The sequence below is a fragment of the Flavobacterium sp. Root186 genome (assembly GCF_001428525.1).
Classification (GTDB): Bacteria; Bacteroidota; Bacteroidia; order Flavobacteriales; family Flavobacteriaceae; genus Flavobacterium.
The window spans coordinates 553177-579332 of sequence record NZ_LMHW01000010.1 but is presented as its reverse complement, the minus strand read 5'-3'; the positions used below and the strand labels follow the sequence as shown (position 1 = coordinate 579332).

Genomic DNA, 26156 nt, shown 5'->3' with positions numbered 1-26156 from the left:
TTGAATAAAAATACCTACAAGGTTTTAGAAACCTTGCAGGAAATCATGCGGTCGTTATCATAAATATCTTTACGAAGATCGATGTTTATAAAATCCATTTTACCTAGCAAATCGATCATTTCTTTTCCCAAATACTGATTGATTTCAAAGTACAATTGTCCGTTTTCCAAGAGATTATTATGTGCTAGAGAAGCTATTTTTCTATAAAAAACTAACGCATCATTATCATCTACAAATAATGCCAAATGCGGTTCGTAGTCGAGAACATTTTTCTTGATTTCTTCTTTTTCAAGATTTCGCACATAAGGCGGATTTGAAACAATTACATCAAATTGACATTTTAATTCTTCTGTTTCTAAAATATCCTGAAACATAAAAGTAACATCTACTTTATTTCTGTTCGCATTTCGTTTTGCAGTTTCTATTGCTTTTTTTGAAACATCTATGGCATATACATCTGCGTGAGGCAGATTTTTAGCCAATGAAATAGCAATACATCCGCTTCCGGTTCCGATATCAAGAATTTTTAGTTTTTTGGTTTTATCAAGCGATTTATTTTCATTAATAATCCATTCGACCAATTCTTCTGTTTCCGGTCTCGGAATCAAAACATTTTCGTTTACTTCAAATTCTAAACCGTAAAAACTGGTTTTACCTAATAAATATTGAATAGGAACTTCTTTTTTTAACTGTGCCAATAATAGTTCCCAAACAGCAAAATCAGACTCAGAAAAAAATAATTCATGATTTAGAGCCAAATCTATTTGACGCAGCCTGTGTTTATCTTCTAAAATTAAATAGAAAAAACTTTCCGCTTCGTACGCATCGTACAAAGGAGATAACTCTTTAATAAACTGAGTACGATATTGTTTAATTTTCATTGCGTTTATTGCGTATTATTTTTCAGCCAAAGCTAATTATTCTTCACATAAATTTTACAAAACCAACTCATTAAAATTAGTTCTGCAAATCTTTCAACATCCATACTGGGCAAGAATTATGCCCGGTACAACCCATTGGTGCATCTAAATATTCAAAGCCTGATTTTTTATATAATTTTTGAGCCGCATGCATAAACGGCATTGTTTCTATGTAACATTTTTCAAAACCAAAATTCCTTGCTTCATTTAGACATTCATCCATCATTTTACTTCCAATTCCTAATCCGCGAACTTCTGGTAAAAAATACATTTTTTGCAATTCACAAATTTTTGAATCTCCATTTTCTAATGGCGCAATTCCGGCACAGCCTAAAATTTCGCCTTGACTTTCAACTACAAAATAGACTGATTGCGGTTTATTGTATTCTTCAAACATTAAATCTAAATAGGGATCTTCATAAGCGGTTCCCACTTTTGGAATCTCCATTTCGTCAAAAACGGATCGTATTAATTTTGCAACTGCTTGATTGTCTTCTTTTTTAATTTTTCTGATACTCCAATTTCTCATTTTATTTATTCACTTATATCTACAAAAATAAAAATACTTTTCCGATAGTTTCATAACATTTTGTTTTGTTTCACAACAATAATTGCAACATTAGACTCAAAACTCAAAAATAGTTACTTTTGCAGGGTGAATATACATGAGAAATATATTAAACGATGCATCGAACTTGCTAAGAATGGTTTTGGAACAACTTATCCAAACCCAATGGTGGGAAGTGTAATTGTTTATGAAGATAAAATTATTGGTGAAGGCTGGCACAAAAAAGCCGGCGAGCCACACGCCGAAGTGAATGCGGTTCGATCTGTAAAAGATAAACCGCTATTAAAAAAAGCAACCATTTATGTGAGTTTAGAACCCTGCTCTCATTTTGGAAAAACGCCGCCTTGCTGTGATTTAATTATTGCAAATGAAATTCCGAATGTGGTTGTTGGAACGGTCGATCCTAATGAAAAAGTAGCCGGAAACGGAATCAAAAAATTGGTTGAAGCCGGAGCAAACGTAACCGTAGGTATTTTAGAAGATGAATGTAACGAACTCAACAAACGCTTTTTTACTTTTCATCAAAAAAAGAGACCTTATATTATATTAAAGTGGGCCGAAAGTCAGGATGGATTTTTAGCTCCCGAAAAAGAAGAGAATCAGGAACGCAAACCTGTTTGGATAACCAACAAATATTCAAGACAATTGGTTCACAAATGGAGAAGCGAAGAACAAGCCATTTTAGCCGGTACGCAGACAGTTGTTGTTGATAATCCGAAATTAAATGTTCGCGACTGGTCGGGAAACAATCCTGTTCGGGTGATTTTAGATCAAAACAACCGAATTTCAAAAAATAGTTTTGTTTTTGATGATAGTGTAAAAACTATTGTGTTTTCGAAATCTGAAAACAATCTTTCGACCGAAAACACCATTTTTGAAAAGATTGATTTTAATGAAAACGTGATTGAGAATCTTTTATCTGTTTTATATCAACATCAAATTCAATCTATAATTATTGAAGGCGGAAGACAGACTCTGCAGTCTTTTATAGATCAAAATATTTGGGACGAAGCGAGAATTTTTGTTGGAAAAAACACATTTGAAAAAGGAATAAAAGCGCCAAAACTTCAAAAGAAAAATGCCCTTAAAACTTATATTCAAAACGACGAATTAATATACGTAAGAAACCATGATTGATACGATAATTTTTGACTTTGGAGATATTTTTATCAATTTAGACAAACAAGGAACGATTTCAGGTTTGCAAAATTTGGGATTGACGGAATGGAATACTGAACTTGACCGATTGAATTTATTATTTGAAACTGGAGATATTTCATATGATGATTTTATAGTCGGGTTTCAAAAACAGCTTCCAAATGCACCAGTTGAAGAAATTCTAAAAGCATGGAATGCTGTTTTGGCTGATTTTCCTTCTTATCGATTAGATTTCTTAAAAGAACTTTCAAAAAGATACCGTTTGTTTTTATTAAGCAATACGGATGCTATTCATATTGCTACTTTTGAGAAAACGACTGGTATTCCTTTTTATACTGATTTCTATAATTGTTTTGAAAAAGTTCATTTTTCTTTTGAAATCAGAAAACGAAAACCAAATGCGGAGTCTTTTCAACATTTAATAGATGAACATAATTTAATTCCTGAGCAAACGTTATTTGTTGATGATAAAAAAGAAAATACCGATGCAGCAGCAGCATTAGGTTTACATGTTTGGAATTTACAAGTGGGACAGGAAGATGTTGTCGATTTGTTTACCAAAGGATTATTGTAGAAATATTCACATAAATTTCAAGATTAAAATGTTTTTTTCACGCAGATTTAAAAAGATTTAAGCTGATCTACACAGATTATAATAAAAATTAAATCTGCTCAAATCTGCAGAATCTGCGTGAAAACTTTTAAAATTTGTGAAAAAAAATAATTTAGAATATTAGATTTGGAATATAACGATACGTATCAAACCATTGCCAGAGAATCTGAAGAAGTGCTTTTTAAGGAAAAAGGAAGCAAATTCTTTGGTTATGCATTTCCTATAGAAAATGAGGATGAAGTAAAACCGATTATCGAAGACTTAAGAAAACTTCATCCGCATGCTGTACATTTTTGTTATGCTTATCAATTAGGTACTGCTCCCAAAATTTCTTATCGTGCCAACGATGATGGGGAACCGAGCAACACCGCGGGCGCGCCTATTTACGGGCAAATACAATCTTTTGGCGTAACGAATGTCCTTATAGTTGTGGTTCGTATTTTTGGCGGTACAAAATTAGGTGTTGGCGGTTTGATCGCAGCTTATAGAACAACAGCGCAAATGACATTAGAAGTTTCCGAAATTGTAGAAAAAACAATTGATGTTCAATTTTTAATTTCCTTTGATTATAAAAACATGAATAAAGTAATGCGTGTTATAAAGGAGAAAAAATTGGAAATAATTTCTCAGGAAATGGAAATGGATGAAGACTCCGGTCTTCCAATTGGCAAAATAATAACTAAAACTCGAAAAAAAAATGCCGAATCTATATTCGACATTTTTGATTTAATGTTTGAAATCGATATTAAAATTGTGTAATTTAGTATAAAAACATCCTTCGTTTTAACAATTACGCTAGGGTTTTAAATAATTCTAAAATATAATCAGGAGGGGCAGTTGGTCGACCTGATTTTAACGAAATAAATACTAAAATAAACACTGCGGTTGTTAATAACTCATTTGCTTCATTATAGATTTCGCAGTCAAATTCAATCTTAACAGACGACTGACTTTTGAATGTTGTGTGAATTGTTAAAAGTTCATCATAACGCGCTGATTTTTTATAATTGATTTGCATTGAAACAATCGGAAGTCCAATTCCGCTTTCTTCCATACTTTTATACGAAATCCCTTTATTTCTAAGCCATTCCACACGTCCAATTTCAAAATAAGGCACATAATTTCCGTGATAAACGACCCCCATTTGGTCAGTTTCGGAGTAACGAACACGCACTTGCGTTTGATGATTTTTCATTATTTATACATTAAAAAATTTAAAATTACTGAAGTTCTCTTACAACATTTTTTTATAAAATTAGATACCAAAATATTTTTTTTTACAGAAATTTGTTCACATATTTGTTATCCTGAAAAACGGAAAAATTTTGCTCCTTTTTTATAGGAGAATCTTTATCAATAATAAAAAAATTTATTTGAATCTATGACTAAAACTGCTCAATCGGTATGGGAAAACTGTTTGTCTTTTATAAAGGACAATATTCAAGATCAAGCATACAAAACTTGGTTTGAACCAATCAAATCAGTTGAGCTAACCGACAACGCGTTATATATTCAAGTACCAAGTAAATTTTTCTACGAATGGCTCGAAGAGCATTACGTAAAATTATTGAAAGTTGCGCTTACCAAAGAACTGGGAAAAAACGCAAAGTTACTCTATAAAATTAAAATGGAGAACACTTATGGAAATAAACAGCCGTTTACCGAGCAGCTGCCAAGTTCTAACAGAGTTCCTATGAAACCACAAGAAGTTGACGCTCCGTTTAAAAATTTAAATCCTGAACTTAAGAATCCGTTTGTAATTCCTGGTATCAGAAATTTAAAAATCGAATCACAGCTAAATCCTAATTATAGTTTTGATAATTTCCTTGAAGGAGATTCAAACCGTTTAGCCCGTTCTGCAGGTATGGCCGTTGCCAATAAACCTGGAGGAACTTCATTTAATCCGCTATTGATTTTTGGAGGAGTTGGTTTAGGAAAAACGCACTTAGCACACGCTATTGGTGTTGAAGTAAAAGACAAATATCCTGAAAAGACGGTTTTATATATTTCTGCCGAGATTTTCACACAACAATATATTGATTCGGTTAAAAAGAATAATCGTAATGATTTCATTCACTTTTACCAATTAATCGACGTTTTGATTATTGATGATGTTCAGTTTTTATCTGGAAAATCAGGAACTCAGGACGTATTTTTCCACATTTTTAACTATTTGCACCAAAACGGAAAACAGGTAATTTTAACTTCTGACAAAGCTCCTGTAGACATGCAGGATATTGAGCAGCGTTTATTATCTCGTTTCAAATGGGGATTGTCTGCAGAATTGCACCAACCTGATTATGAAACCCGTATTTCGATCTTAAAAAACATTTTATATCGTGATGGTGTTGATATGCCGGAAGATATTTTGGAATATGTTGCCCGCAACATTAAATCTAACGTAAGAGAGCTTGAAGGTGCTATAATTTCATTAATCGCTCAATCTTCTTTCAACAAAAAAGAGGTTACGCTTGAATTAGCGAAAAGTGTAGTTGAGAAATTTGTTAAAAACGTAAAGAGGGAAATCTCTATCGATTATATCCAAAAAATTGTGTCTGATTATTTTCAGCTGGATATTGAAACACTTCAATCTAAAACCAGAAAAAGACACGTTGTTCAGGCGAGACAATTGGCCATGTTTTTTGCAAAGAAATTTACAAAAGCTTCTTTGGCAAACATTGGTTCACAAATTGGAGACCGCGATCACGCTACCGTTTTACATGCTTGTAAAACAGTTGACAATTTAGTTTCTACAGACAAACAATTCAAAAAATTTGTCGAAGACATCAACAAAAAACTAACGCTATAAACGCGAATCATGCCAGTAAAAGTTTTAATGGTTTGTTTAGGAAATATCTGCCGATCTCCTTTAGCAGAAGGAATTTTAGCATCCAAATTACCTAAAGACAAATTTATTGTTGATTCAGCCGGAACAGGATCATGGCATATTGGTCATGCTCCGGACAAACGTTCGATTGCTGTTGCTCAAAAAAATGGTTTATGTATTGATGGTCAAAAAGGAAGACAATTTAAAGCTTCAGATTTTGACGAGTTCGATTATATCTACGTTATGGACAGCTCGAATTTGCGTGACGTCCTTCATCTGGCCAAAACTCCTGAACATAAAAACAAAGTTCGTCTTATTCTGAATGAATTATTTCCAGACGAAAATGTAGATGTTCCAGATCCTTATTACGGAGTCGCCAACGGATTTGATAATGTTTATCAAATGCTGGACGAAGTATCTGAAATAATTGCCCAAAAACTTATCGAAAAGCATTCATAATTTAATTTGTATTTCAATTGTTCCTTATATAATTGAAATACATTTTTTATTTTAATTTATAAAATATCACAAAATGAAACTCCTAGGAAAACTATACTTAATTCCAACCACAATGGGCGAAAGCGATCCGATGGATGTTTTACCACAAACCGTAAAAAGAGCAATAGAACTTATTGACCACTATATTGTTGAGAATGATAAAACAGCCAGAAAATCTATAAAAGCAGTTTATCCTGAAAAAAAACAATCGGAATTGGTACTTTTTACCCTAAATAAAAGAACAGAACCAAGCGAACATTTAGATTTTATAAAACCTTTGTTAGAAGGAAAAAACATGGGATTAATGAGCGAAGCCGGATGCCCGGGAGTTGCTGATCCCGGTGCTGTCATTGTAAAACTGGCACACGAAAAAGGAATTCAGGTGGTACCTTTAGTCGGCCCTTCTTCTATCCTATTGGCTATGATGGCTTCCGGAATGAACGGTCAAAGTTTTACTTTCAACGGTTATTTACCTATTGACAAAGACGAGAAAAAATCGGCATTGAGACATTTTGAGAAATTATCTCAGGATAAAAATCAATCACAGATTTTTATTGAGACGCCTTATAGAAATAATAAATTAGTAGAGGATATTCTGCAAATCGTAAATCCTTCAACACATTTATGTATTGCGACAGATATTACACTGCCAACAGAATTCATTAAGACAATGAAAATTTCGGATTGGAAAAAATTAAAAGTAGATTTACATAACAGACCGACCATTTTTATTATTCATAAAATGTAAACTAACTATAAAACCATCATAATGAAAAAGTTTTTAATTCTGATTTTAATTTGCTTCGCACAAAATATTTTTTCCCAAGCAACGACAAAAGATTCTTCTGACAAAACATCTCCTAAAAATACTGAGGATCTACCTTATATGCCAATCGGTGTAGTTGTAGAAGAAGACAATCCAGTTTATAACACCGCTGGTATAGAAGTAAAACCAGAATTCCCAGGAGGAGTAGAAGCAATGAACAGCTTTATAAAACAAAATTTCAAAAATCCAAAAGAAGGTTTAAAAGGAAAGATATACGCCACTTTTATTATTGAAAAAGATGGATCGTTAAGCGATATTAAAATTTTAAGAGACCTTGGACACGAAACAGGTGCAGAAGCCATAAGAGTTTTAAAATCATTTCCAAAATGGAGCCCGGGAAAACAAAACAATAAAACTGTTAGAGTCCTCTACTCCATACCAATGGTAATAAATTAAGTTTTTTTATTCACTCACAAGTTTTCCCCAAATCAAACTTTATCATGAGTAAACTTCCAAACGTAACCACAAGCATTTTTACGGTAATGTCAAAAATGGCAGCTGAATATAATGCAATAAATCTTTCGCAGGGATTTCCAAATTTTCCTGTTGATGAAAGATTAACGGATATTGTTGCCCGATTATCAAAGGAAAACGTACACCAATACACACCAATGGCAGGTTATCCACCATTGATGAATAAAATTGCAAAGCTGATTCAGGATTCTTACAACAGAACAATCAATCCTGATTTAGAACTTTTAGTTACGGCTGGCGCAACGCAGGGAATTTTTACTTCAATTTTAGCTTTGGTAAAAGAAAACGACGAAGTAATTATTCTCGATCCAAGTTATGATTCTTACGAATCTCCGGTTTTACTGTGCAAAGCAAAACCAGTTCGTGTGCCGCTGAACGACGATTATACACCAAACTGGGAAACAATCGAAAAAGCCTGTTCTGCAAAAAGCCGAATGATTATCATCAATAATCCACATAATCCAACAGGAAAAATATTAAATGAAGCTGATTTTCTTCAACTTGAAAAAATACTTTCAAAATATCCTGATATCATAGTTTTATCTGATGAAGTTTACGAATACATTACTTTCGAAGAAAAACATATCTCGGCACATACCAAAAGCTTTCTTTTAGATCGCTGTATTATGGTTTCTTCTTTCGGGAAATCATTTCATATCACGGGATGGAAAATTGGCTACACGATTACGCCTGAATATTTAATGAAGGAAATCAAAAAAATACATCAGTTTTTAGTTTTCAGTGTCAATAGTATTTCACAATTTGCGATCAGCGAATATCTAGATATTGTTGATGTCAATTTACTTGGAAAATTCTATCAGGAAAAAAGAGATTACTTTCAAAAACTCCTTAAAAACAGCAAATTTGAATTAAAACCATGCGAAGGAACTTATTTTCAGGTTGCTTCTTATGCTAATATTTCCAATGAAGATGATGTAACCTTCTGCAAAAATCTAATTATTGATCACGGTGTTGCTGCAATTCCTATTTCCACTTTTTACTCCGATCATAAAGATCAAAAATTAATACGTTTTTGCTTTGCCAAAGACAATTTCACCTTAGAATCTGCCGCGAAAAAACTATGTGATATATAAAGTTTATCAAAATTTTATAACAATATTATGCGTGCATCCTATTTTTTTAATTAATATTGTAAAAAAAGAAAAGTATGAGCTATACAGATAAAATGTTACGTGACGACGCTTTAAAAGGAAAAGTCATTGTAGTTACAGGCGGCGGAAGCGGTTTAGGAAAAGCAATGACCAAATATTTTCTTGAATTAGGCGCACAAGTTGCGATAACTTCAAGAGATTTAGAAAAGCTGAAAACTACTGCAGCAGAGCTTGAAAGTGAAACTGGTGGAAAATGTTTACCACTTCAATGTGATGTTCGCCATTATGAAGAAGTAGAAAATATGCTTCAGGGAACTTTAAAAGCTTTTGGAAAAGTGGATGTTCTTTTGAACAATGCAGCCGGAAATTTTATTTCTCCAACAGAACGTTTATCTGCAAATGCATTTGATACTGTTATAGATATCGTACTTAAAGGTTCTAAAAACTGTACGCTGGCTTTTGGAAAACACTGGATTGACACCAAACAAACATCGGCAACGATTTTAAATATTGTAACAACTTATGCCTGGACAGGTTCTGCTTATGTGGTGCCAAGTGCGACTGCAAAAGCAGGAGTTTTAGCCATGACAAGAAGTCTTGCTGTAGAATGGGCAAAATACGGAATTCGTTCTAATGCGATTGCGCCAGGGCCATTCCCTACAAAAGGTGCATGGGACAGACTATTGCCGGGAGATCTTTCTGAAAAGTTCGATATGGCAAAAAAAGTGCCTTTGAAACGTGTGGGAGATCATCAGGAATTAGCCAATTTAGCAGCTTATTTAGTGTCTGATTTTTCAGCTTATGTAAATGGTGATGTAATTACGATTGACGGCGGCGAATGGCTAAAAGGCGCTGGACAATTCAATTTATTAGAAGCAATTCCGGAAGAACTTTGGGATCAGCTTGAAATGATGATTAAAGCAAAGAAAAACAAATAATTACAAGTGCTTACTAAATTCAGAATATTTTTTTAAACTATACTGATTGCACCAAATCCCGAAGGTCTACTTTCGGGATTTTTTTATGTTTTTCATCATATGAGTGATAATCATTTTAACCATATAAGTAATATAAGTTCAGTTAAGTACTGTTTTACTTAAATATTTTGCTGCTTAAATTTACTTACATTACTTATATGGTTAAATTACATAATATGTTTAGCAATTCAGTTAAATTATTATTTTTGCCAAACAAATATCAAACAAAATTTTTATGCTCATTATTGGACTTGCAGGAGGAACAGGAAGTGGAAAAACAACGGTAGTACACCAAATCATGAACGAATTACCAGACACTGAAGTGGGTGTAATTTCTCAGGATTCGTACTATAAACAAACCGATAATTTATCGTTTGACGAAAGAGCCTTAATTAATTTTGATCATCCGCGTGCAATCGATTTTGAATTATTGGTAAGACATCTTAAAGCTTTAAAAGCAGGTGAAACTATCGATCAGCCGGTTTATTCTTTTATTCAGCATAACAGAACTGACGATACTGTTTCGACACATCCAAGAAAAGTAATGATTGTTGAAGGTATTTTAATTTTAACAAATCCTGAATTACGTGAACTTTTTGATATCAAAATTTTCGTTCATGCTGATTCTGATGAAAGATTAATTCGTCGTTTAAAAAGAGATATTTCAGAACGCGGACGTGATATTGATGAGGTTTTAAACCGTTATCAAAATACGTTAAAACCTATGCATGAGCAATTTATCGAGCCTTCAAAAGCATTTGCAGACATTATTATCCCGAATGATAAATACAATACTGTAGCTATTGATGTAGTTCGCGCTGTAATTAATCAGAGAATTTCATAATTTTTATCGTAAATTTAAACCATAAAAGTTAGGAGCCGTTTCCCGCTTTCGTCTTTCTTTTTATGATCTTGTTAAAGAAACGAGACCATAAAAAGGATACCGGCTCAAACGAAGTTCACTGAACACAAATAAAAAATATTAACTCGGTGAAGTAATCGGGGCTAAAAAAGACCTATCTAATTCAAAAAAAATAATAGGGTTATAAAAAATGAAGATAAAAAATCCATATAAAGACAAAAAATGGTTCAGATTTCTAGGCAATAAATATGTCTGGGTTTTACTTTTTTTTGTGATCTGGATGTTATTTTTAGACAATTACTCCTATTTTGATCATCGCTTTTTAGACGGGCAGATCAATGAATTACAGGACAATAAAAAATATTATCAGGAAGAAATAAAGAAAGATCAGGAACAGATCAAACAACTTAAAAATCCTGAACAAATAGAAAAATATGCTCGCGAAAAGTACTTTATGAAAAAAGACAGCGAAGATATTTACATCATCCAGTTTGAAGGAGATACCATTCAAGATAAAGAATAAACACAAAAAAAACTAAATGGCCACTAACCTATTCGACGATTTTAATCCGATTTCATCCAAACAATGGAAACAAAAAATTCAGTTTGAATTAGATGGAGCCGATTATAACCAAACCGTGATTTGGAATTCTCCAGAGGATATTCAGGTAAAACCTTTTTATCACAGCGACGAATTTACCAAAAGTGCCACTGTTAAAACTCAGGCTTCAGAATTTAAAATCTGTCAAAACATATTTGTTCACGATGTTGAAAAATCTATCAGCAGAGCAATAAATACAATTGAAAGAGGTGCCGAAAGTTTACGTTTTACGATTCAAAACGAAAATACCGATATTCACAAATTATTAGAAAATCTTCCTTTAGAAAATAAAACTGTTTATTTTCATTTGAGTTTTCTCTCAATCGATTTCGTAAAAAAACTGGACGCTATTTCTGCTCATAAAAAAGCAATATTTTATTGCAATTTAGATCCAATTGGACAATTAGCCCGTGACGGAAACTGGTTTACAACATCGGATAAAAATAATTTTGAAACGCTTGAAAAAATATCAAACCAAACCAATCTTCCATTTCTTAGTGTAGATTTGGGTTTGTATCAAAATTCAGGAGCTAATATTACACAGCAAATCGCCTATAGTTTAGCGCATGCCAATGAATATTTAAACCGTTTTTCAGGTTCAGCAAAACCTATTATTTTCGAAATATCAGTTGGAACAAATTATTTCTTTGAGATTGCAAAACTTCGCGCTTTGCGAATGCTTTTCAAACTAATTGCTGCAGAATACAATCCTGATTTAGACTGTCATTTTTTGGTTACACCAACCAAACGAAATAAAACCATCTATGATTATAATGTCAATATGCTTCGTACTACAACCGAATGTATGTCGGCAATTTTGGGTGGTGCAGATGCTGTTGCTAATTTGCCATACGATTCATTATATCACAAAGACAACGAATTTGGGGATAGAATTGCACGAAACCAGCTTTTAGTTTTAAAACACGAAAGTTATTTTGACAAAGTCGATAATCCAGCCGATGGAAGTTATTATATCGAAAGTTTAACAATGCAATTGGCAGAAAAAAGTTTAAACTTATTTAAAGATATTGAAGCTAACGGAGGTTTTTTGAAACTTTTGAATGACGGAACTATCAAAAAGAAAATCCTTGAAAGTGCTACAAAAGAGCAAGAATTATTCGATTCTAAAAAAGAAGTTTTATTAGGCACCAATAAATATCCTAACAAAGAAGACAGAATGAAACATGATTTAGAATTGTTTCCTTTTGTAAAAATCAAACCTAGAAAAACATTAATTACACCTATTATAGAAAAAAGATTAGCCGAGAAACTGGAACAGGAAAGACTTGAGCTTGAATAAATTTTTAAACGTAATTAATATTTACACCAAAGAAAGTGTCTCCATGATAAGAAAAGACCTTAAACATATTAATCTTCAAAGTCAAAAGTCAAAAGTCGAAAGTCAAAAATTAGACTGTCAGACAGATAATTTTGTAACTGCTGAAGGAATTGAACTCAAAAAAAGCTATTCTGAAAAAGACATAGAAGATTTAGAGTTTCTGGATTTCGGAGCTGGCTTTACTCCTAATTTACGAGGGCCTTACGCTACGATGTACGTTCGTCGTCCGTGGACGATTCGCCAGTACGCCGGATTTTCGACTGCAGAAGAAAGTAATGCATTTTATAGAAGAAATCTTGCTGCAGGTCAAAAAGGACTTTCAATAGCTTTTGATTTACCAACCCACCGCGGTTACGATTCAGATCATGAAAGAGTTGTTGGAGATGTTGGAAAAGCAGGTGTCGCTATTGATTCTGTTGAAGATATGAAAGTATTATTCGATCAGATTCCGCTTGACGAAATGTCGGTTTCAATGACTATGAACGGTGCCGTTTTACCTATTATGGCATTTTATATTGTTGCTGCCGAAGAACAAGGTGTTGAAATCAGTAAACTTTCGGGAACGATTCAGAATGATATTTTAAAGGAATTCATGGTTCGTAATACCTATATTTATCCGCCAGCCCCTTCGATGAAAATCATTGCCGATATTTTTGAATTTACGAGCAAAAAAATGCCGAAATTTAATTCTATCTCTATTTCCGGATATCACATGCAGGAAGCCGGAGCAACGGCCGATATTGAATTAGCTTATACTTTAGCAGATGGTTTAGAATATATCCGAACTGGTTTATCAACTGGAATGACGATTGATGAATTTGCTCCCCGCCTGTCTTTCTTTTGGGCAATTGGAATGAATCATTTTATGGAAATTGCAAAAATGAGAGCCGGTCGAATGATTTGGGCAAAACTATTGCAGCAGTTTAACCCGAAAAGCGAGAAATCATTGGCATTAAGAACACATTGTCAAACAAGTGGCTGGAGTTTAACAGAACAAGATCCGTTTAATAATGTGGCGAGGACTTGTATCGAAGCTACGGCTGCGGCATTTGGAGGAACACAGTCTTTGCACACCAACGCACTTGATGAAGCAATTGCTTTACCAACTGACTTTTCGGCCAGAATTGCACGTAATACACAGATTTATTTACAGGAAGAAACTAAGATCACTAAAACCGTTGACCCTTGGGGCGGTAGTTATTATGTAGAATCTTTGACAAATGAGATTTTAGAAAATACCTGGAAACTAATTGAAGAGGTCGAAGAACTGGGCGGCATGACAAAAGCGATTGAAGCCGGAATTCCGAAACTTCGAATTGAAGAAGCCGCAGCCAGAAAGCAAGCGAGAATCGACAGCGGGCAGGATATCATTGTTGGTGTAAATAAATTTAGATTAGAAAAAGAAGATGCGCTGCATATTTTAGATGTTGACAACCAAATGGTTCGCAAACAACAAATAGAGCGACTTGAAGATATTAAAGCAAAAAGAGATACTGAAAAAGTAAATCAATCACTAGAAAAATTAATTCATTGTGCTAAAACCGGAGAAGGAAACTTATTAGAAATCGCCGTTGAAGCTGCCCGAAACAGAGCTACATTAGGCGAAATAAGTGATGCTTTGGAAACAATCTTCGGAAGGTTCAAGGCACAAATTAAATCATTTAGCGGTGTGTATAGTGCAGCAATAAAAAATGACGAAAATTTTGAAAAAGCAAAACAATTAGCAGATGCTTTTGCAAACCAAGAGGGAAGACGCCCAAGAATTATGATTGCTAAAATGGGGCAAGACGGCCACGATCGCGGTGCAAAAGTTGTAGCAACCGGTTATGCTGATGTAGGTTTTGATGTTGATATAGGTCCGTTGTTTCAAACTCCGGCTGAAGCGGCAAAACAAGCTGTAGAAAACGATGTTCATATTTTAGGTGTTTCATCACTTGCAGCGGGACATAAAACATTGGTTCCGCAAGTAATTGAAGAACTAAAAAAACATGATCGTGAAGATATTATGGTAATTGTTGGCGGTGTGATTCCTGCACAGGACTATCAATTTTTATTTGATGCAGGGGCAGTAGCTGTATTTGGACCCGGAACTAAGATAAGTGAAGCTGCTATTAAAATTTTAGAAATATTAATTGACTAATAAAAATATTCAAAAAAAAATCCCGAATTATCATTCGGGATTTTTTTTTAGTTTTTAATCGTTTATTGTCGCATTATTGTCTGCTTCAATAAAAGAAAGGTCATAGCCTGCAAAATCACGCATATAACTTTTTAAAGAAGTTCCGAAAGCATCTCTAAAATGCCTGTTTCCTCCATGTCTAAAAAAGTTTTTTACTGACCCTGCACCTCCTAGATGTGCAGCTGCTAAAATACCAGATTCTGTGATTTCGACACCATTAATAACTTTTCCTTCATACTTTTCGATTTCATTACGTAAAATCCATTTGTTTTTAGATAATAACGCAACAAAAGCTTTTTCCTGTAATGCGGGATCTGTCAAGAAGTCTTTTTCATTTCTGACTCCGATAGCGCGTAATGCTTTTGAACCAAATTGATATTTTCCCATGTAGCCCAGCGAATTTACCATTCGGTATTTTCCTTGTGACTCTTTAAAAGCAACTGCTTCTTTAAAACCGATAAGATGATTTCCAGTGTATGGGACGTTTAGATTTACTTTAGGATAATCATCCTTTTCTAAAGATGGAAAAATGTATTCTGATCCATCTGTTTTTTCTGTTAGAAACCACGGTTTGGTTTCGACACTAAAGGGTTTAAAACCCAAACTCAAAAATGTAATAATAACGATTAAACTCGCATAAAAATACCACTTCTTTATCATAAATTGTTTTTCTTCAAAACGCTGTCACCTTTTTGAAATTTCTACAGTGCAAAGGTAATAAAAAACAAAAAAATCTGATATTCAACAGTTTAACTCAAACTAAAAATAGAGTGCATGTGCTTTAAAGCCTTTATTGGCGGAGTATTCGAGAGTTGGAGCCGGGATTTTTATAGTGTTGAAAACAGAAAAAATAGTTTTCAAAAAATGCGATTTTGTGTCAATTTTAGCTAAATTTACATCAAATGAAAGAAAAAACTGACGGTATCTTTCTGGGGTTTCCACCGAAAATGGAATATCATCCTGAACATTTCCCGATAACATTCCTTCGGCTCCATATCCAAAAGCAACATTCAGCCACTTCGGAATTTTACTTTCTTTTGCGAAAGAATGAACATTCACAGAAAGCCAATAAGTCTGTCCATTATAATCTTTTAAAATCTCTTCATTTAATGATTTCCCTAATAGATTCGGGCGCATACTGGCGTATTGCGTTGTATGAAATGAAAATTTCGGAATGATACGCTGTTCTTTCCACAATAATTCTTGAGAAACGTACAAACCTGTTCCAGTTGCATTAGCAATAATATCACCTGGTGAAGCTCCCCATTCTGATGAATATCCATCTAAAACTTCAACTGCAGTTAAAAAGGCAAAACCTAAACCTGCACCGTAAATCAACTGTTTTTTTTGATCTGCGCCGCCCCAATTTAGCATTTCAGCACCAAATCTGCCCAAATGATACGCAGAATACATATGCCCTACTTTATCCATTTGAAGCCATTCGTTGTTATCATTTATAAAATGAAACTTTGACCTTGGATAATCGGCATACCAAAGCTGATTTAAACCCAGTAAAGTAGCTGAAGCCAAAGCGGTTTCAGTTACTATTACCGTATTTTGTCTTTTCTTATTTAATGTATCAGAAGGAGTTAAAAAGCTTTCAATCTTACTTTGAGAAAAAGATTGAAAACTAAACGCAAATAAAACCGATAAAAAAAAGTAATCTTTTAAATTCAAAACTATCTTGTTACGCCTTGACTAGCAATCCAGTCTGAATATCTTTTTGCATTTTTTGTGTGCTCTGCATAATTTGAAGCAAATTCATGATAGCCAAAACGATCAACACTTGCACAAAAATAAATGTAATCGTTTTTCTCTGGGTTTAAAACAGCTTCAAGCGCCGTAATATCAGCCATAGCAATCGGTCCCGGAGGAAGACCTATATTAACGTAAGTATTGTATGGAGATCTCATAACTAAATCATTATAAAAAACTCGTTTTATGACCTGATCAAAATTATTGTCTCTTAATTTTAAGGCATAAATAACGGTTGGATCTGCCTGCAATGGCATTTCTAAACGTAAACGGTTTAAGTAAACACCCGCAATACGAGGTCTCTCATCTTTTTTAACCGATTCTTTGTGAACAATTGAAGCCAAAATAGAAACCTGAACCGGAGTTAAGCCTTGTTTTTTTGCTTCTTCAATTCTTTTATCTGTCCAAAAATTATGATATTCTTTGATCATTTTATCACGGAATTTCTCTGCAGATGTATTCCAATATACTTCATACGTATTTGGAATAAACATAGCAAAAACATTTTCTTCATTAAATCCGTTTGCAGCTAAAAAAGTAGAATCTTTAAAAGCTTTCATTAATGATAAACTATCTGCTTCGATTTCAGAACCAACTCTTCCAGCAAAATTTTCAAGACGTTCCTGATTGTTAAAGGCTAACTTAACTGGAACATTTGAACGCATTGCACGAACTAAATCAATGTTATTCATATCTTTCTTTAAAAGAAAACGTCCTGATTTTACATTTTCAGGGTAACTTCTTTTGCTGGCAACCAGTTCAAAATTGTCAAAGTTTTTGATATATGGTTCTAATATTTTCTTTACATCAGTATAATTTGCCCCAGTTGGAACGTAAACGTAAACTTCTTTTTCTTCAAATTTTGTATTGGCACTAAAAATTTGGCTGATTAAAATAAAACCGTAAATCAGTAAAACAGAAATTACGGCTACGGCAGCTAGTGTGATTATTTTTTTTAATTTCAAAGCTATTAGTTTAAATGTTTTTATTGATTAACTGAAAAATTGCTTCATCTTGATAGTGGTTATTTAGCAAAATCCAGTCTTTTTTAATTCCTATTTTCTCAAAACCAAATTTAGTAAAAAGTGCTATACTTGCTTCATTATTTGTACTAATATTTGCATAAAGCTGATGCAGGTTTAAATTAAAAAAAGAATATTTAATGAGAAGTTCTAATGCCTCAGAACCAATATTTTGTCTTCTGTTTTTATTTTTCTGAATGACAATACCAATTCCTGCCCTATTATTTCTTGGGTCAAATTCAAATAAATCGATCAATCCAATCGCCGGGAAATCCTCGTCCTGACAAATTGCTAAACGTAATTGTTTGGCTTCGTAAATATCCTGTTGTGCATTTTCAAGATATTGACGAATCAAAAACCGACTATAAGGAGTATTGGTATTGCTGACTTCCCAAATGCTTTGATCATTTTCCATCGAATGCACAAACTCCAGATCTTCTGGTTCAAGTGCACGTAGATAAATAGTATCGCCTTTGAGTGTGATCATTTGCAATTTTAGATTTTAGATTGTTGATTTTAGATTGCTGATTTTGGAATTTGGAATTTGGAATTTTAAATTTCTATAGTTCCTTTAAAAACAAATTTTGCTGGGCCTGTTAGAAAAACATTTGTAAAATGATCTCCTAATTTATCGAAAGAAACAACTAATTTTCCTCCTTCAACATTTAAGTTAATTGAAGTTTTGTCAGTTTGACCAATTGCGTTCATTGCAATTGCTACAGCTGTTGCTCCAGTCCCGCAAGCTAAAGTTTCGTCTTCAACTCCTCTTTCATAAGTTCGAAGAGAGAAAGTATCATCATCTACTTTTTTTACGAAATTAACATTGCTTCCTTTTTCTCCGTATAAATCTCCGTAGCGAATAGCTGCTCCGTTTTCTTTTACATTATAATGCTCCAAATCATCAACAATCTGCACGTGATGCGGAGATCCTGTATTTAAAAAAGTATAAGAATCTTTTTTTTGTATTTCATCAACATCAATCATTTGAAGAGAAACAATCGCATCATTTCCTACTGATGCGTGGTGTAAACCATCTGTAGCAATAAAAGTTGTTTTATCGTCGATAACTCCTAATTGATTTGCAAAAGCTACCAGGCAGCGGCCGCCATTTCCACACATTGAACTTTGGTTTCCATCTGAATTATAGTAAACCATCTTAAAGTCAGTTTCAGAATCATTTTCTAACAAAATTAGGCCGTCAGCTCCAATTCCGAAACGTCTGTCGCACAAGCGCTCAATCAACTTTACATCTTCTTTTGGGAAGAAATTAGATCTGTTGTCGATCATTACAAAATCGTTGCCTGTACCTTGATATTTATAAAATTCTACTTGCATTTTTTATTCATTAAGAAATACAAAAGTACGAAGAAACTATGAAGATTAATTAAGGAAATGTTAATCAATGTTAAAGAGAGTTAAACCATTTTCTCAAATAATTTTTTGGCATAATTTTACGTTATAAATGTTAAAAACAAATCCCTAAATAACTCAAAACATAAATGTAATATGAAAAGATTTTCAACCTTATTTCTAGTTTCACTACTAAGCGGTGCCACTACCCTTGGTGCTTACAAGTTATTATTTGACGGCAGTGATTCTTTTTTTGGAAAAGGAAACTCTGTTGTTACCCTAGCTCCTAATTCATATGGAAGAACTGTTGGATTACCCGGAGAAGCAGTTGATTTTACTGAAGCTGCAGATAAAACCATTCATACCGTTGTTCACGTAAAAAATGTATCGAGAAGAACAGTCAGCAATCCTATGATGGAATTTTTCTACGGTTATGGCGGACAGCAGCAGCAAGAACAAGTAGGAACCGGATCTGGTGTTATTATTTCTGAAGATGGATATATCGTGACAAACAATCACGTTATTAAAGATGCATCTGAAATTGAAATTACTTTGAACAATAAAAAATCGTACAAGGCAAAATTAGTTGGTACAGATTCTAAAATGGATATCGCATTATTAAAAATAAGTGCTGATGAAAAATTACCATATACTGCTTTTGCAAACTCTGATTCTGTAAAAATTGGAGAATGGGTTTTGGCAGTTGGTAATCCATACAATTTAACTTCAACCGTTACCGCTGGAATTGTTTCGGCGAAAGCCAGAAATTTAGACCAAAGCGGAATTCAATCCTTCATTCAAACTGATGCGGCTGTAAATCCAGGGAATTCTGGCGGTGCATTAGTAAATACAAGAGGTGAATTAATTGGAATTAATACGATGATTTCATCTATGACCGGATCGTATGTTGGATATTCTTTTGCTGTTCCTTCAAATATTGCTCGAAAAATTATTGAGGACATTATGGAATATGGAAATGTTCAAAGAGGAATTCTGGGTGTTGAAGGCGGCGAATTAAACAGTACAGCTTCAAAAGAATTAGGGATTACAGAGACTCAAGGTTTCTACATTAATAAAGTTTCTAAAAATTCTGGTGCAGAAAAAGCGGGTCTTACAAAAGGTGATATTATTGTAAAACTGGACGAGCAAAACATTTCGACCTTTGCAGATCTTTCAGGCTACATTAATACAAAACGCCCTAATGACGTTGTAAAAGTAACTTATATTAAAGATGGAAAAACTAAAACTGTTCCGGTTACTTTAAGCAAAAATGAGTTTTTTAGTACCGAATTTAAAGGAATTGAATTAGAAAATATTGATGCTGCTGATAAAAAGAAATTCAAAATTGATTATGGTGTAAAAATTAAAAACATCACAAATGAGAATTTAATGCAGTATCAAAATGAATTGCAGGGAAATATTATTTTGAGTATCGATAACGTAAAAGCAACAAATGTGGAAACTGTTTCTAAACTTTTAAACAAAAAAGACGAAGGGCAAAGTGTACGCATCGAAATGATCAACAAAAACGGCGAAATTTTTAGAATTATTATTTAAAAATTAGTCGCAGTTATCAGTCACAGTTTACAGTTTCTTATAAAACTGCAAACTGTGACTGCGACTGAGAACTCAAAAAAAACCATCTTAAGAAATTAAGGTGGCTTTTTTTGTTTTGAAAAATAAATGCTAAAATAGTTTACGAAATCGATTGAAATGGATACTTTTGCGCAAAATTATAAAATAAGTGAGCGTTTTATTATTTCAATTTAATCAATTATGAGCAAAAATTCTTTGTACCAAAAAGAGGTATCATTACAAGTCGACCGAAGAAGAGCTGGCGTCGAATTAATAAAAGTGATAAGTGATTTGTGGTATGACAAATCCATTGAAATGGTTTTATTCAAAAATCAATTATTGGATAAAAATGTCAGCGATATTATCAATCTTCATCAATATGCGGGTGAATTTGTGGGTAAACCTATAACTATTTTCGATTCGGTTGAAATCGCAAAAGTTGTTTTGTCTTTAGATCTTCCGCCTGCGAAAATAGATCTTGGAAAATTAACTTACGAGTATCATTTAGAAGATGAGAAATATCCGGACGCAAGATATTTTGTTATCGAAAAATTGAAAAAATCAAAATCTTCGCAAGAAATTCAGCCCAAAGATGTTGTTCTTTATGGCTTTGGAAGAATCGGACGTTTATTGGCCAGAGAATTAATGTCGAAGACCGGAAAAGGAAATCAATTGCGTTTGAGAGCGATTGTGACCCGAGATAAAAATGACGCTGTAACTTTAGAGAAACGTGCTTCTTTATTACGTTACGATTCTATTCACGGAGATTTTCAAGGCTCTGTAATTGCAGATGCTAAAAACAGTGCATTAATAATTAACGGAACTACCGTTCATATTATTTCCGCAAATTCTCCGGAAGAAATCGATTATACCGAATATGAAATTAATGATGCTTTAGTAATCGATAATACAGGGGCATTTACAACTGAAGAAGCTTTAAAAAGGCATTTAACATCAAATGGGGTTCATAAAGTTTTATTGACTGCTCCTGGAAAAGGAGTTCCAAATATTGTGCACGGAGTTAACCATAATGACTATAATCCAGATGAGAATAACATTTTCTCTGCAGCATCTTGCACAACAAACGCTATTACACCGGTTTTAAAAGTTATTGAAGACACTTTAGGAGTTGTAAAAGGACACTTAGAAACTATTCATTCTTATACCAACGATCAAAATTTGGTAGATAATATGCATAGAAAATATCGTCGCGGAAGAGCCGCTGCTTTAAACATGGTAATTACAGAAACTGGTGCTGGAAGTGCTGTTGCGAAAGCTTTACCCTCATTAGAAGGAAAATTAACTTCTAATGCTATTCGGGTTCCTGTTCCTAATGGTTCTTTAGTAGTTTTAAATTTAGAGGTTAAAAAAGCAACATCGATTACTGCTATCAATAAAATCATGAAAAAATATGCTCTTGAAGGAGAACTGGTAGAGCAAATTAAATATTCACTGAATAATGAACTGGTTTCATCTGATATTGTGGGAACTTCTGCTCCTTCAATTTACGACAGCAATGCAACTATTGTTTCAAAGGACGGAAAAAACATCGTACTCTATATTTGGTATGATAATGAATACGGTTATAGTCATCAAGTTATACGTCTTGCAAAATATATTGCCAAGGTAAGACGTTATACTTATTATTAATTCAATCTAACTACTTACTTAAACCATCGAGTTTACTTGGTGGTTTTTGTTTTTATTAAATAGGTAAAACAGTTGTGCTTTTCACTTCTGATATTACGAATACTGTATTTATAAGTGAAACTTCAGGTAGAACAGATAGTTTTTTTTGATGAAAGTGATGATAGCTTTCCATATCCGGAATTATAATTTTAAGCATATAATCAAAGTTTCCCGAAACGTAATTGCACTCCACAACCTCAGGTAAATTTAAAATTGACTGATTAAATCCTTCAGAGGTATCATAAGTCTGCTTAGTAAGGGTAACCTGACAGTAAACAGTTAAATTGTTTCCAAGTTTTTTCTTGTCTAAAATCGTAACGTATTTTTCTATAATCCCATCTTTTTCAAGACGTTTCACCCGATCGTGAACCGGAGTCAAAGATAAATTTATTTTGTTTGCGATGTCTTTTAAAGTATAATGCGCATCTTCCTGCAAAAGACGTAAGATTTTTTTGTCAATTTCATCTAAAGCCATAGCGAAAACGTTTTATTAGAGTAGTATCTTTTAGTTTTTTTTTCTTTTTGAAGAATAAATTATAGGCCAAAACAGAATAATTTTCTGTAAAAGTAAAAAATAAAATAATATTTTCTTATTTATTAATCAGTAAACCATAATTTATTCTCTCTCTGTAGCTTTGTAAAACAAATTCAATAAAAAACAAAAAAATATATCAAATGATAATAGGTGTTCCAAAAGAAATAAAAAACAATGAGAACAGAGTTGCTTTAACTCCTGCAGGTGTTTCTGAAATGAAAAAACATGGACATACAGTTTATGTTCAGGCTACTGCTGGTTTAGGTAGTGGTTTTGCTGATGAAGAATATACCCAAGCTGGTGCTGTAGTTTTACCAACTATTGAGGAAATTTATGCTATTGCAGAAATGATCATTAAAGTTAAAGAACCAATTGCATCTGAATACCCATTAATTAAAAAAGATCAATTGTTATTTACTTATTTCCACTTTGCTTCATCTGAGCCATTAACTCACGCAATGCTTGAAAAAGGTGCAGTTTGTTTAGCTTATGAAACTGTTGAAAAAACAGACCGCAGCTTGCCATTATTAATTCCAATGTCAGAAGTTGCAGGTCGTATGGCTATTCAACAAGGAGCAAAATATCTTGAAAAACCATTAAAAGGAAGAGGAATTCTTTTAGGTGGTGTTCCAGGTGTTCCACCAGCAAAAGTATTAGTTTTAGGCGGGGGAATTGTTGGAACTCAAGCCGCAAAAATGGCTGCTGGTTTAGGAGCTCAGGTAACTATTATGGATTTAAGTCTGCCACGTTTACGTCAATTAGATGACATCATGCCAGCAAATGTAAATACAGAAATGTCTAACCATTATAATATTACAAGAGCAATTAAAGATGCTGATTTAATTGTTGGAGCAGTTTTAATTCCAGGAGCAAAAGCGCCTCACTTAATCACACGTGATATGCTTAAACTAATGCGTCCGGGAACTGTTGTTGTTGACGTTGCAGTTGATCAAGGTGGATGTATCGAAACTTGTACTCCTACAACTCACGAAAATCCAACTTTTATTATTGATGATATCGTACACTATTGTGTAGCTAATATGCCAGGAGCTGTTCCTTATACATCTACTTTAGCTTTGACTAATGCTACTTTACCTTATGCAGTACAATTAGCAAACAAAGGATGGGAAAAAGCTTGTGCAGAAAACGAAGAATTGAAAAAAGGTTTAAACATTGCTAACGGAAAAATCCTTTATAAAGGAGTTGCTGAAGCATGGAACCTTCCTTTTAATGAAGAATTAGTGTTGGCAAACGCATAGTGCCAATATTAAATAAGTGCTTACTAAGCAATAAAGTAAAAAGGCTTTTCGTAATGAAAAGCCTTTTTTTATGCCATAAAAAACCTATCTTTAAAAACAGGTTTTTATTTTAATTCCTAAATATTATTTCTTTTCATCTAAAACTTCTTGCAATACTTTTGCTTCAGTTCCATTAGGAAAAGTAACTTTAATTTTTTGGGCAATAGTTGGTGCTATCTCCGTAATTGCTTTTTTATCGTAAGATTCTCCTTTTTTAATATGCCATCCGTAAAAAATAGCTGGAACATGCGTGTCATAACTGTATATTGTTCCATGTGAAGTTCCAGTAGTAGCATATTCAATATCCCCAGGTTTGTCAACAATTACAAGATCTCCATTTTGAGTTACGTCATAACCTTTTGCTACAAAATTCAGAGAATAATCGTTTCCTGCATTGGCTAAAATCTCTTCTTCTGTATACACCTTCTTAACTTGTGGCTGCGAAATCAGAAACTCTTTAAAAGCTTGTTTAACTTTTGCTAATTCTAAACCTTTTTCTTTTATGGTTTGTTTATTGAAGAAAACATTGAAATTTGAATAATTTTGGATTAAATCAACTCCAAAAGTCTTTGTAGAAAAATCCTGCATACTTTTCTTTACATCTTTTGAAGGATAATTGTCTACATTATATTTATGATCCTTTAAATAAATTACATTCTCAGCACCTGCATGATCAGCAGTTAAGAAAAGTAAATAGTTTCCTTTTCCAACTGTTTTATCTAAATAAGCCAAGAAGTCAGCAATTGTTTGATCTAATCTCAAATAAGTATCCTGAAGTTCCATAGATCTTGGCCCAAGTAAATGTCCAACATAATCTGTAGAAGAAAAACTAACCGTTAAAAAGTCAGTATTATTATCCTTTCCAAGTTCTTCTTTTTCGATTGCTCTTTTAGCAAAATCAGCAAGCAGATCATTTCCATAAGGAGTTGCACGAATAACTCCTGCATCATTTTTCTCATACATTGATTTTAAATCATATGGAAAAACTGGTGCTGTACTTCCATATAATTTACCTTCATAAGGATTATTATCAGGAAGACTTTCATTGTATTCAGTAGCGGGTTTGTATAAATCCCAGCCTTTATTGATGTATTTTAGATAGTTTTTTTCGTTGTTGAATTCTGACACCCATTCTGGTAATTTTTCTCCGTAAAAAGTACTAGAAATAAATGATCCGGTTTTACTGTACCAAAATGCCCAATTTGCAAAATGTCCAGCTGGTAAAATTGCACCACGATCTTTAAGACTCATTCCAATAACTTTTCCATTAAAATTAGTAGCCATACGAACTTCATCTGTAATTGTAGTACTTTGAAGATTTTTAGGGGACATTGCTCCTTCCTCTGAAGTTCCGTCACCAACTGTTTTTACAGCTGCGTCGTCTGTACAATACATTTCTTTACCTAGAGTTCTACTAAACCATTCGTTACCAACAATTCCGTGCGTAGCAGGTGTCGTGCCGGTATATATTGAAGCGTGTCCTGGCGCAGTGTAAGTTGGCATATAATTATAATGCATATTCTGAAAAACAAATCCATCATTCATTAACTTCTTAAAACCATTTGGGGAAAAATCATCTGAAAATCGATATAAATATTCCATTTTCATTTGATCAACTACTATACCTACAACTAATTTGGGACGTTGTTGTGCACTTAAATTTGTGATAACAAAAAGTGTCAACAGTAAAATACTTTTCTTCATGTTTACTAAATAATTTAAGCACAAAAATACTCATTCATATTTAAAACTTCTAAAGTCTGAATGATGAAGAACAAACAATTGACTATAATTTAACAGTTTCGTCTTGTAATCTAAGTAGCTTTTAGCAAAAAAATACCAAACAAAAAAACCCTATCCATAAAGGATAGGGTTTTTAAAAAGAAAGGCGACGACATACTCTCCCACAATACTGCAGTACCATCTGCGCAGGCGGGCTTAACTACTCTGTTCGGGATGGGAAGAGGTGAGCCCCGCC

At 33.4% G+C, this 26156-nt stretch carries 26 protein-coding genes and 1 rRNA gene; 16 read left to right on the top strand and 11 right to left on the bottom strand.

What is annotated here, in order from left to right:
* Positions 1–14: 14 nt before the first annotated feature.
* Together prmC and ASD98_RS06305 are read right to left on the bottom strand one after the other, a co-directional pair.
* A complete protein-coding gene (gene prmC, locus ASD98_RS06310; RefSeq protein WP_056201627.1) occupies positions 15–881 on the bottom strand; it encodes a peptide chain release factor N(5)-glutamine methyltransferase in 867 nt (288 codons plus the stop codon).
* A 76-nt stretch (positions 882–957) separates the two neighbouring features.
* A complete protein-coding gene (locus tag ASD98_RS06305) occupies positions 958–1449 on the bottom strand; it encodes a GNAT family N-acetyltransferase (protein ID WP_056201624.1) in 492 nt (163 codons plus the stop codon).
* Between the two features lie 126 nt (positions 1450–1575).
* Here ASD98_RS06305 and ribD point away from each other — a divergent pair, with 126 nt between their 5' ends.
* The 3 genes from ribD to ASD98_RS06290 all read left to right on the top strand — a co-directional run bounded on the left by ribD (position 1576) and on the right by ASD98_RS06290 (position 4018).
* On the top strand, positions 1576–2625 hold the full coding sequence (gene ribD / locus ASD98_RS06300) for a bifunctional diaminohydroxyphosphoribosylaminopyrimidine deaminase/5-amino-6-(5-phosphoribosylamino)uracil reductase RibD (protein ID WP_056201622.1): 1050 nt from the start codon (positions 1576–1578) through the stop codon (positions 2623–2625).
* Positions 2618–3220 carry an HAD family phosphatase gene (locus ASD98_RS06295; RefSeq protein WP_056201620.1) on the top strand — a complete coding sequence of 201 codons (603 nt, stop codon included), beginning with the start codon at positions 2618–2620 and terminating at the stop codon, positions 3218–3220. The genes ribD and ASD98_RS06295 overlap by 8 nt, the downstream gene beginning before the upstream one ends.
* Positions 3221–3385: 165 nt before the next feature.
* Positions 3386–4018: a YigZ family protein gene (locus ASD98_RS06290; RefSeq protein WP_056201617.1), complete on the top strand. Its 633-nt coding sequence runs from the start codon at positions 3386–3388 to the stop codon at positions 4016–4018.
* Between the two features lie 31 nt (positions 4019–4049).
* Here the strand turns inward: ASD98_RS06290 and ASD98_RS06285 are convergent, their stop codons facing one another.
* Entirely contained in the window at positions 4050–4454 is a 405-nt protein-coding gene (locus tag ASD98_RS06285) for a thioesterase family protein (protein WP_056201614.1), read from the bottom strand.
* Between the two features lie 186 nt (positions 4455–4640).
* On the opposite strand from ASD98_RS06285, the gene dnaA reads away from it, so the two are divergent.
* The 10 genes from dnaA (at position 4641) to scpA (ending at position 14915) form a co-directional block, all read left to right on the top strand.
* Positions 4641–6068, top strand: coding sequence for a chromosomal replication initiator protein DnaA (dnaA, locus tag ASD98_RS06280; protein ID WP_056201610.1), 1428 nt, complete (start codon positions 4641–4643; stop codon positions 6066–6068).
* Between the two features lie 9 nt (positions 6069–6077).
* Positions 6078–6545 (top strand): low molecular weight protein-tyrosine-phosphatase, encoded by a 468-nt coding sequence (locus ASD98_RS06275; protein ID WP_053474056.1) that lies wholly within the window; start codon positions 6078–6080, stop codon positions 6543–6545.
* A gap of 73 nt (positions 6546–6618) precedes the next feature.
* Positions 6619–7332 (top strand): SAM-dependent methyltransferase, encoded by a 714-nt coding sequence (locus ASD98_RS06270; protein ID WP_056201607.1) that lies wholly within the window; start codon positions 6619–6621, stop codon positions 7330–7332.
* Between the two features lie 21 nt (positions 7333–7353).
* Positions 7354–7806, top strand: a complete 453-nt coding sequence (locus ASD98_RS06265; protein ID WP_056201604.1) for an energy transducer TonB — start codon at positions 7354–7356, stop codon at positions 7804–7806.
* Positions 7807–7850: 44 nt separating this feature from the next.
* Positions 7851–8978, top strand: coding sequence for a methionine aminotransferase (locus ASD98_RS06260; RefSeq protein ID WP_056201601.1), 1128 nt, complete (start codon positions 7851–7853; stop codon positions 8976–8978).
* A gap of 74 nt (positions 8979–9052) precedes the next feature.
* A complete protein-coding gene (locus ASD98_RS06255; protein WP_056201599.1) occupies positions 9053–9934 on the top strand; it encodes an SDR family oxidoreductase in 882 nt (293 codons plus the stop codon).
* A 274-nt stretch (positions 9935–10208) separates the two neighbouring features.
* Positions 10209–10817, top strand: a complete 609-nt coding sequence (gene udk, locus ASD98_RS06250; RefSeq protein WP_056201596.1) for a uridine kinase — start codon at positions 10209–10211, stop codon at positions 10815–10817.
* A 208-nt stretch (positions 10818–11025) separates the two neighbouring features.
* Complete coding sequence (locus tag ASD98_RS06245) at positions 11026–11358, top strand: septum formation initiator family protein (RefSeq protein ID WP_056201594.1); 333 nt, start codon at positions 11026–11028, stop codon at positions 11356–11358.
* Positions 11359–11374: 16 nt separating this feature from the next.
* Positions 11375–12736: a methylmalonyl-CoA mutase subunit beta gene (locus ASD98_RS06240; protein WP_056201592.1), complete on the top strand. Its 1362-nt coding sequence runs from the start codon at positions 11375–11377 to the stop codon at positions 12734–12736.
* A 43-nt stretch (positions 12737–12779) separates the two neighbouring features.
* Positions 12780–14915, top strand: a complete 2136-nt coding sequence (scpA, locus tag ASD98_RS06235) for a methylmalonyl-CoA mutase (RefSeq protein WP_056201589.1) — start codon at positions 12780–12782, stop codon at positions 14913–14915.
* Positions 14916–14969: 54 nt separating this feature from the next.
* Here scpA and ASD98_RS06230 read toward each other — a convergent pair whose 3' ends face one another.
* The 5 genes from ASD98_RS06230 to dapF form a co-directional block, all read right to left on the bottom strand.
* Positions 14970–15614 carry a hypothetical protein gene (locus tag ASD98_RS06230; protein WP_056201587.1) on the bottom strand — a complete coding sequence of 215 codons (645 nt, stop codon included), beginning with the start codon at positions 15612–15614 and terminating at the stop codon, positions 14970–14972.
* A 99-nt stretch (positions 15615–15713) separates the two neighbouring features.
* Positions 15714–16631: a DUF2279 domain-containing protein gene (locus ASD98_RS06225; RefSeq protein ID WP_056201584.1), complete on the bottom strand. Its 918-nt coding sequence runs from the start codon at positions 16629–16631 to the stop codon at positions 15714–15716.
* 2 nt (positions 16632–16633) lie between these two features.
* A complete protein-coding gene (gene mltG / locus ASD98_RS06220) occupies positions 16634–17674 on the bottom strand; it encodes an endolytic transglycosylase MltG (RefSeq protein WP_056201581.1) in 1041 nt (346 codons plus the stop codon).
* Between the two features lie 10 nt (positions 17675–17684).
* Positions 17685–18218 carry a GNAT family N-acetyltransferase gene (locus ASD98_RS06215; RefSeq protein ID WP_056201578.1) on the bottom strand — a complete coding sequence of 178 codons (534 nt, stop codon included), beginning with the start codon at positions 18216–18218 and terminating at the stop codon, positions 17685–17687.
* A 65-nt stretch (positions 18219–18283) separates the two neighbouring features.
* Positions 18284–19066 carry a diaminopimelate epimerase gene (gene dapF, locus ASD98_RS06210; RefSeq protein ID WP_056201575.1) on the bottom strand — a complete coding sequence of 261 codons (783 nt, stop codon included), beginning with the start codon at positions 19064–19066 and terminating at the stop codon, positions 18284–18286.
* Between the two features lie 171 nt (positions 19067–19237).
* Here dapF and ASD98_RS06205 point away from each other — a divergent pair, with 171 nt between their 5' ends.
* Both ASD98_RS06205 and ASD98_RS06200 read left to right on the top strand, forming a co-directional pair.
* Positions 19238–20638 carry a trypsin-like peptidase domain-containing protein gene (locus tag ASD98_RS06205; protein ID WP_053474071.1) on the top strand — a complete coding sequence of 467 codons (1401 nt, stop codon included), beginning with the start codon at positions 19238–19240 and terminating at the stop codon, positions 20636–20638.
* A 219-nt stretch (positions 20639–20857) separates the two neighbouring features.
* Positions 20858–22306 (top strand): glyceraldehyde-3-phosphate dehydrogenase, encoded by a 1449-nt coding sequence (locus ASD98_RS06200; RefSeq protein ID WP_056201572.1) that lies wholly within the window; start codon positions 20858–20860, stop codon positions 22304–22306.
* A gap of 55 nt (positions 22307–22361) precedes the next feature.
* Here the strand turns inward: ASD98_RS06200 and ASD98_RS06195 are convergent, their stop codons facing one another.
* Positions 22362–22820 carry an Lrp/AsnC family transcriptional regulator gene (locus tag ASD98_RS06195; RefSeq protein WP_053474073.1) on the bottom strand — a complete coding sequence of 153 codons (459 nt, stop codon included), beginning with the start codon at positions 22818–22820 and terminating at the stop codon, positions 22362–22364.
* A 200-nt stretch (positions 22821–23020) separates the two neighbouring features.
* On the opposite strand from ASD98_RS06195, the gene ald reads away from it, so the two are divergent.
* Positions 23021–24139, top strand: coding sequence for an alanine dehydrogenase (gene ald, locus ASD98_RS06190; RefSeq protein WP_056201569.1), 1119 nt, complete (start codon positions 23021–23023; stop codon positions 24137–24139).
* Between the two features lie 123 nt (positions 24140–24262).
* On the opposite strand, the gene pafA is transcribed toward ald, so the two are convergent.
* The gene (pafA, locus tag ASD98_RS06185) at positions 24263–25882 is read right to left on the bottom strand and encodes an alkaline phosphatase PafA (protein WP_056201567.1); all 1620 of its coding nucleotides are present in this window, start codon (positions 25880–25882) and stop codon (positions 24263–24265) included.
* 179 nt (positions 25883–26061) lie between these two features.
* Positions 26062–26156 (bottom strand): 5S ribosomal RNA (gene rrf, locus ASD98_RS06180).

Coding starts and splice junctions, on each gene's coding strand:
- ald (WP_056201569.1), top strand. CDS start 23,021: ATGATAATAGGTGTTCCAAAAGAAATAAAAAACAATGAGAACAGAGTT.
- ASD98_RS06295 (WP_056201620.1), top strand. CDS start 2,618: ATGATTGATACGATAATTTTTGACTTTGGAGATATTTTTATCAATTTA.
- ASD98_RS06200 (WP_056201572.1), top strand. CDS start 20,858: ATGAGCAAAAATTCTTTGTACCAAAAAGAGGTATCATTACAAGTCGAC.
- ASD98_RS06305 (WP_056201624.1), bottom strand. CDS start 1,449: ATGAGAAATTGGAGTATCAGAAAAATTAAAAAAGAAGACAATCAAGCA.
- ASD98_RS06245 (WP_056201594.1), top strand. CDS start 11,026: ATGAAGATAAAAAATCCATATAAAGACAAAAAATGGTTCAGATTTCTA.
- scpA (WP_056201589.1), top strand. CDS start 12,780: ATGATAAGAAAAGACCTTAAACATATTAATCTTCAAAGTCAAAAGTCA.
- ASD98_RS06275 (WP_053474056.1), top strand. CDS start 6,078: ATGCCAGTAAAAGTTTTAATGGTTTGTTTAGGAAATATCTGCCGATCT.
- pafA (WP_056201567.1), bottom strand. CDS start 25,882: ATGAAGAAAAGTATTTTACTGTTGACACTTTTTGTTATCACAAATTTA.
- ASD98_RS06195 (WP_053474073.1), bottom strand. CDS start 22,820: ATGGCTTTAGATGAAATTGACAAAAAAATCTTACGTCTTTTGCAGGAA.
- ASD98_RS06205 (WP_053474071.1), top strand. CDS start 19,238: ATGAAAAGATTTTCAACCTTATTTCTAGTTTCACTACTAAGCGGTGCC.
- ASD98_RS06240 (WP_056201592.1), top strand. CDS start 11,375: ATGGCCACTAACCTATTCGACGATTTTAATCCGATTTCATCCAAACAA.
- udk (WP_056201596.1), top strand. CDS start 10,209: ATGCTCATTATTGGACTTGCAGGAGGAACAGGAAGTGGAAAAACAACG.
- ASD98_RS06260 (WP_056201601.1), top strand. CDS start 7,851: ATGAGTAAACTTCCAAACGTAACCACAAGCATTTTTACGGTAATGTCA.
- ASD98_RS06255 (WP_056201599.1), top strand. CDS start 9,053: ATGAGCTATACAGATAAAATGTTACGTGACGACGCTTTAAAAGGAAAA.
- dnaA (WP_056201610.1), top strand. CDS start 4,641: ATGACTAAAACTGCTCAATCGGTATGGGAAAACTGTTTGTCTTTTATA.
- ASD98_RS06265 (WP_056201604.1), top strand. CDS start 7,354: ATGAAAAAGTTTTTAATTCTGATTTTAATTTGCTTCGCACAAAATATT.
- dapF (WP_056201575.1), bottom strand. CDS start 19,066: ATGCAAGTAGAATTTTATAAATATCAAGGTACAGGCAACGATTTTGTA.
- prmC (WP_056201627.1), bottom strand. CDS start 881: ATGAAAATTAAACAATATCGTACTCAGTTTATTAAAGAGTTATCTCCT.
- ASD98_RS06285 (WP_056201614.1), bottom strand. CDS start 4,454: ATGAAAAATCATCAAACGCAAGTGCGTGTTCGTTACTCCGAAACTGAC.
- ASD98_RS06270 (WP_056201607.1), top strand. CDS start 6,619: ATGAAACTCCTAGGAAAACTATACTTAATTCCAACCACAATGGGCGAA.
- ASD98_RS06215 (WP_056201578.1), bottom strand. CDS start 18,218: ATGATCACACTCAAAGGCGATACTATTTATCTACGTGCACTTGAACCA.
- ASD98_RS06230 (WP_056201587.1), bottom strand. CDS start 15,614: ATGATAAAGAAGTGGTATTTTTATGCGAGTTTAATCGTTATTATTACA.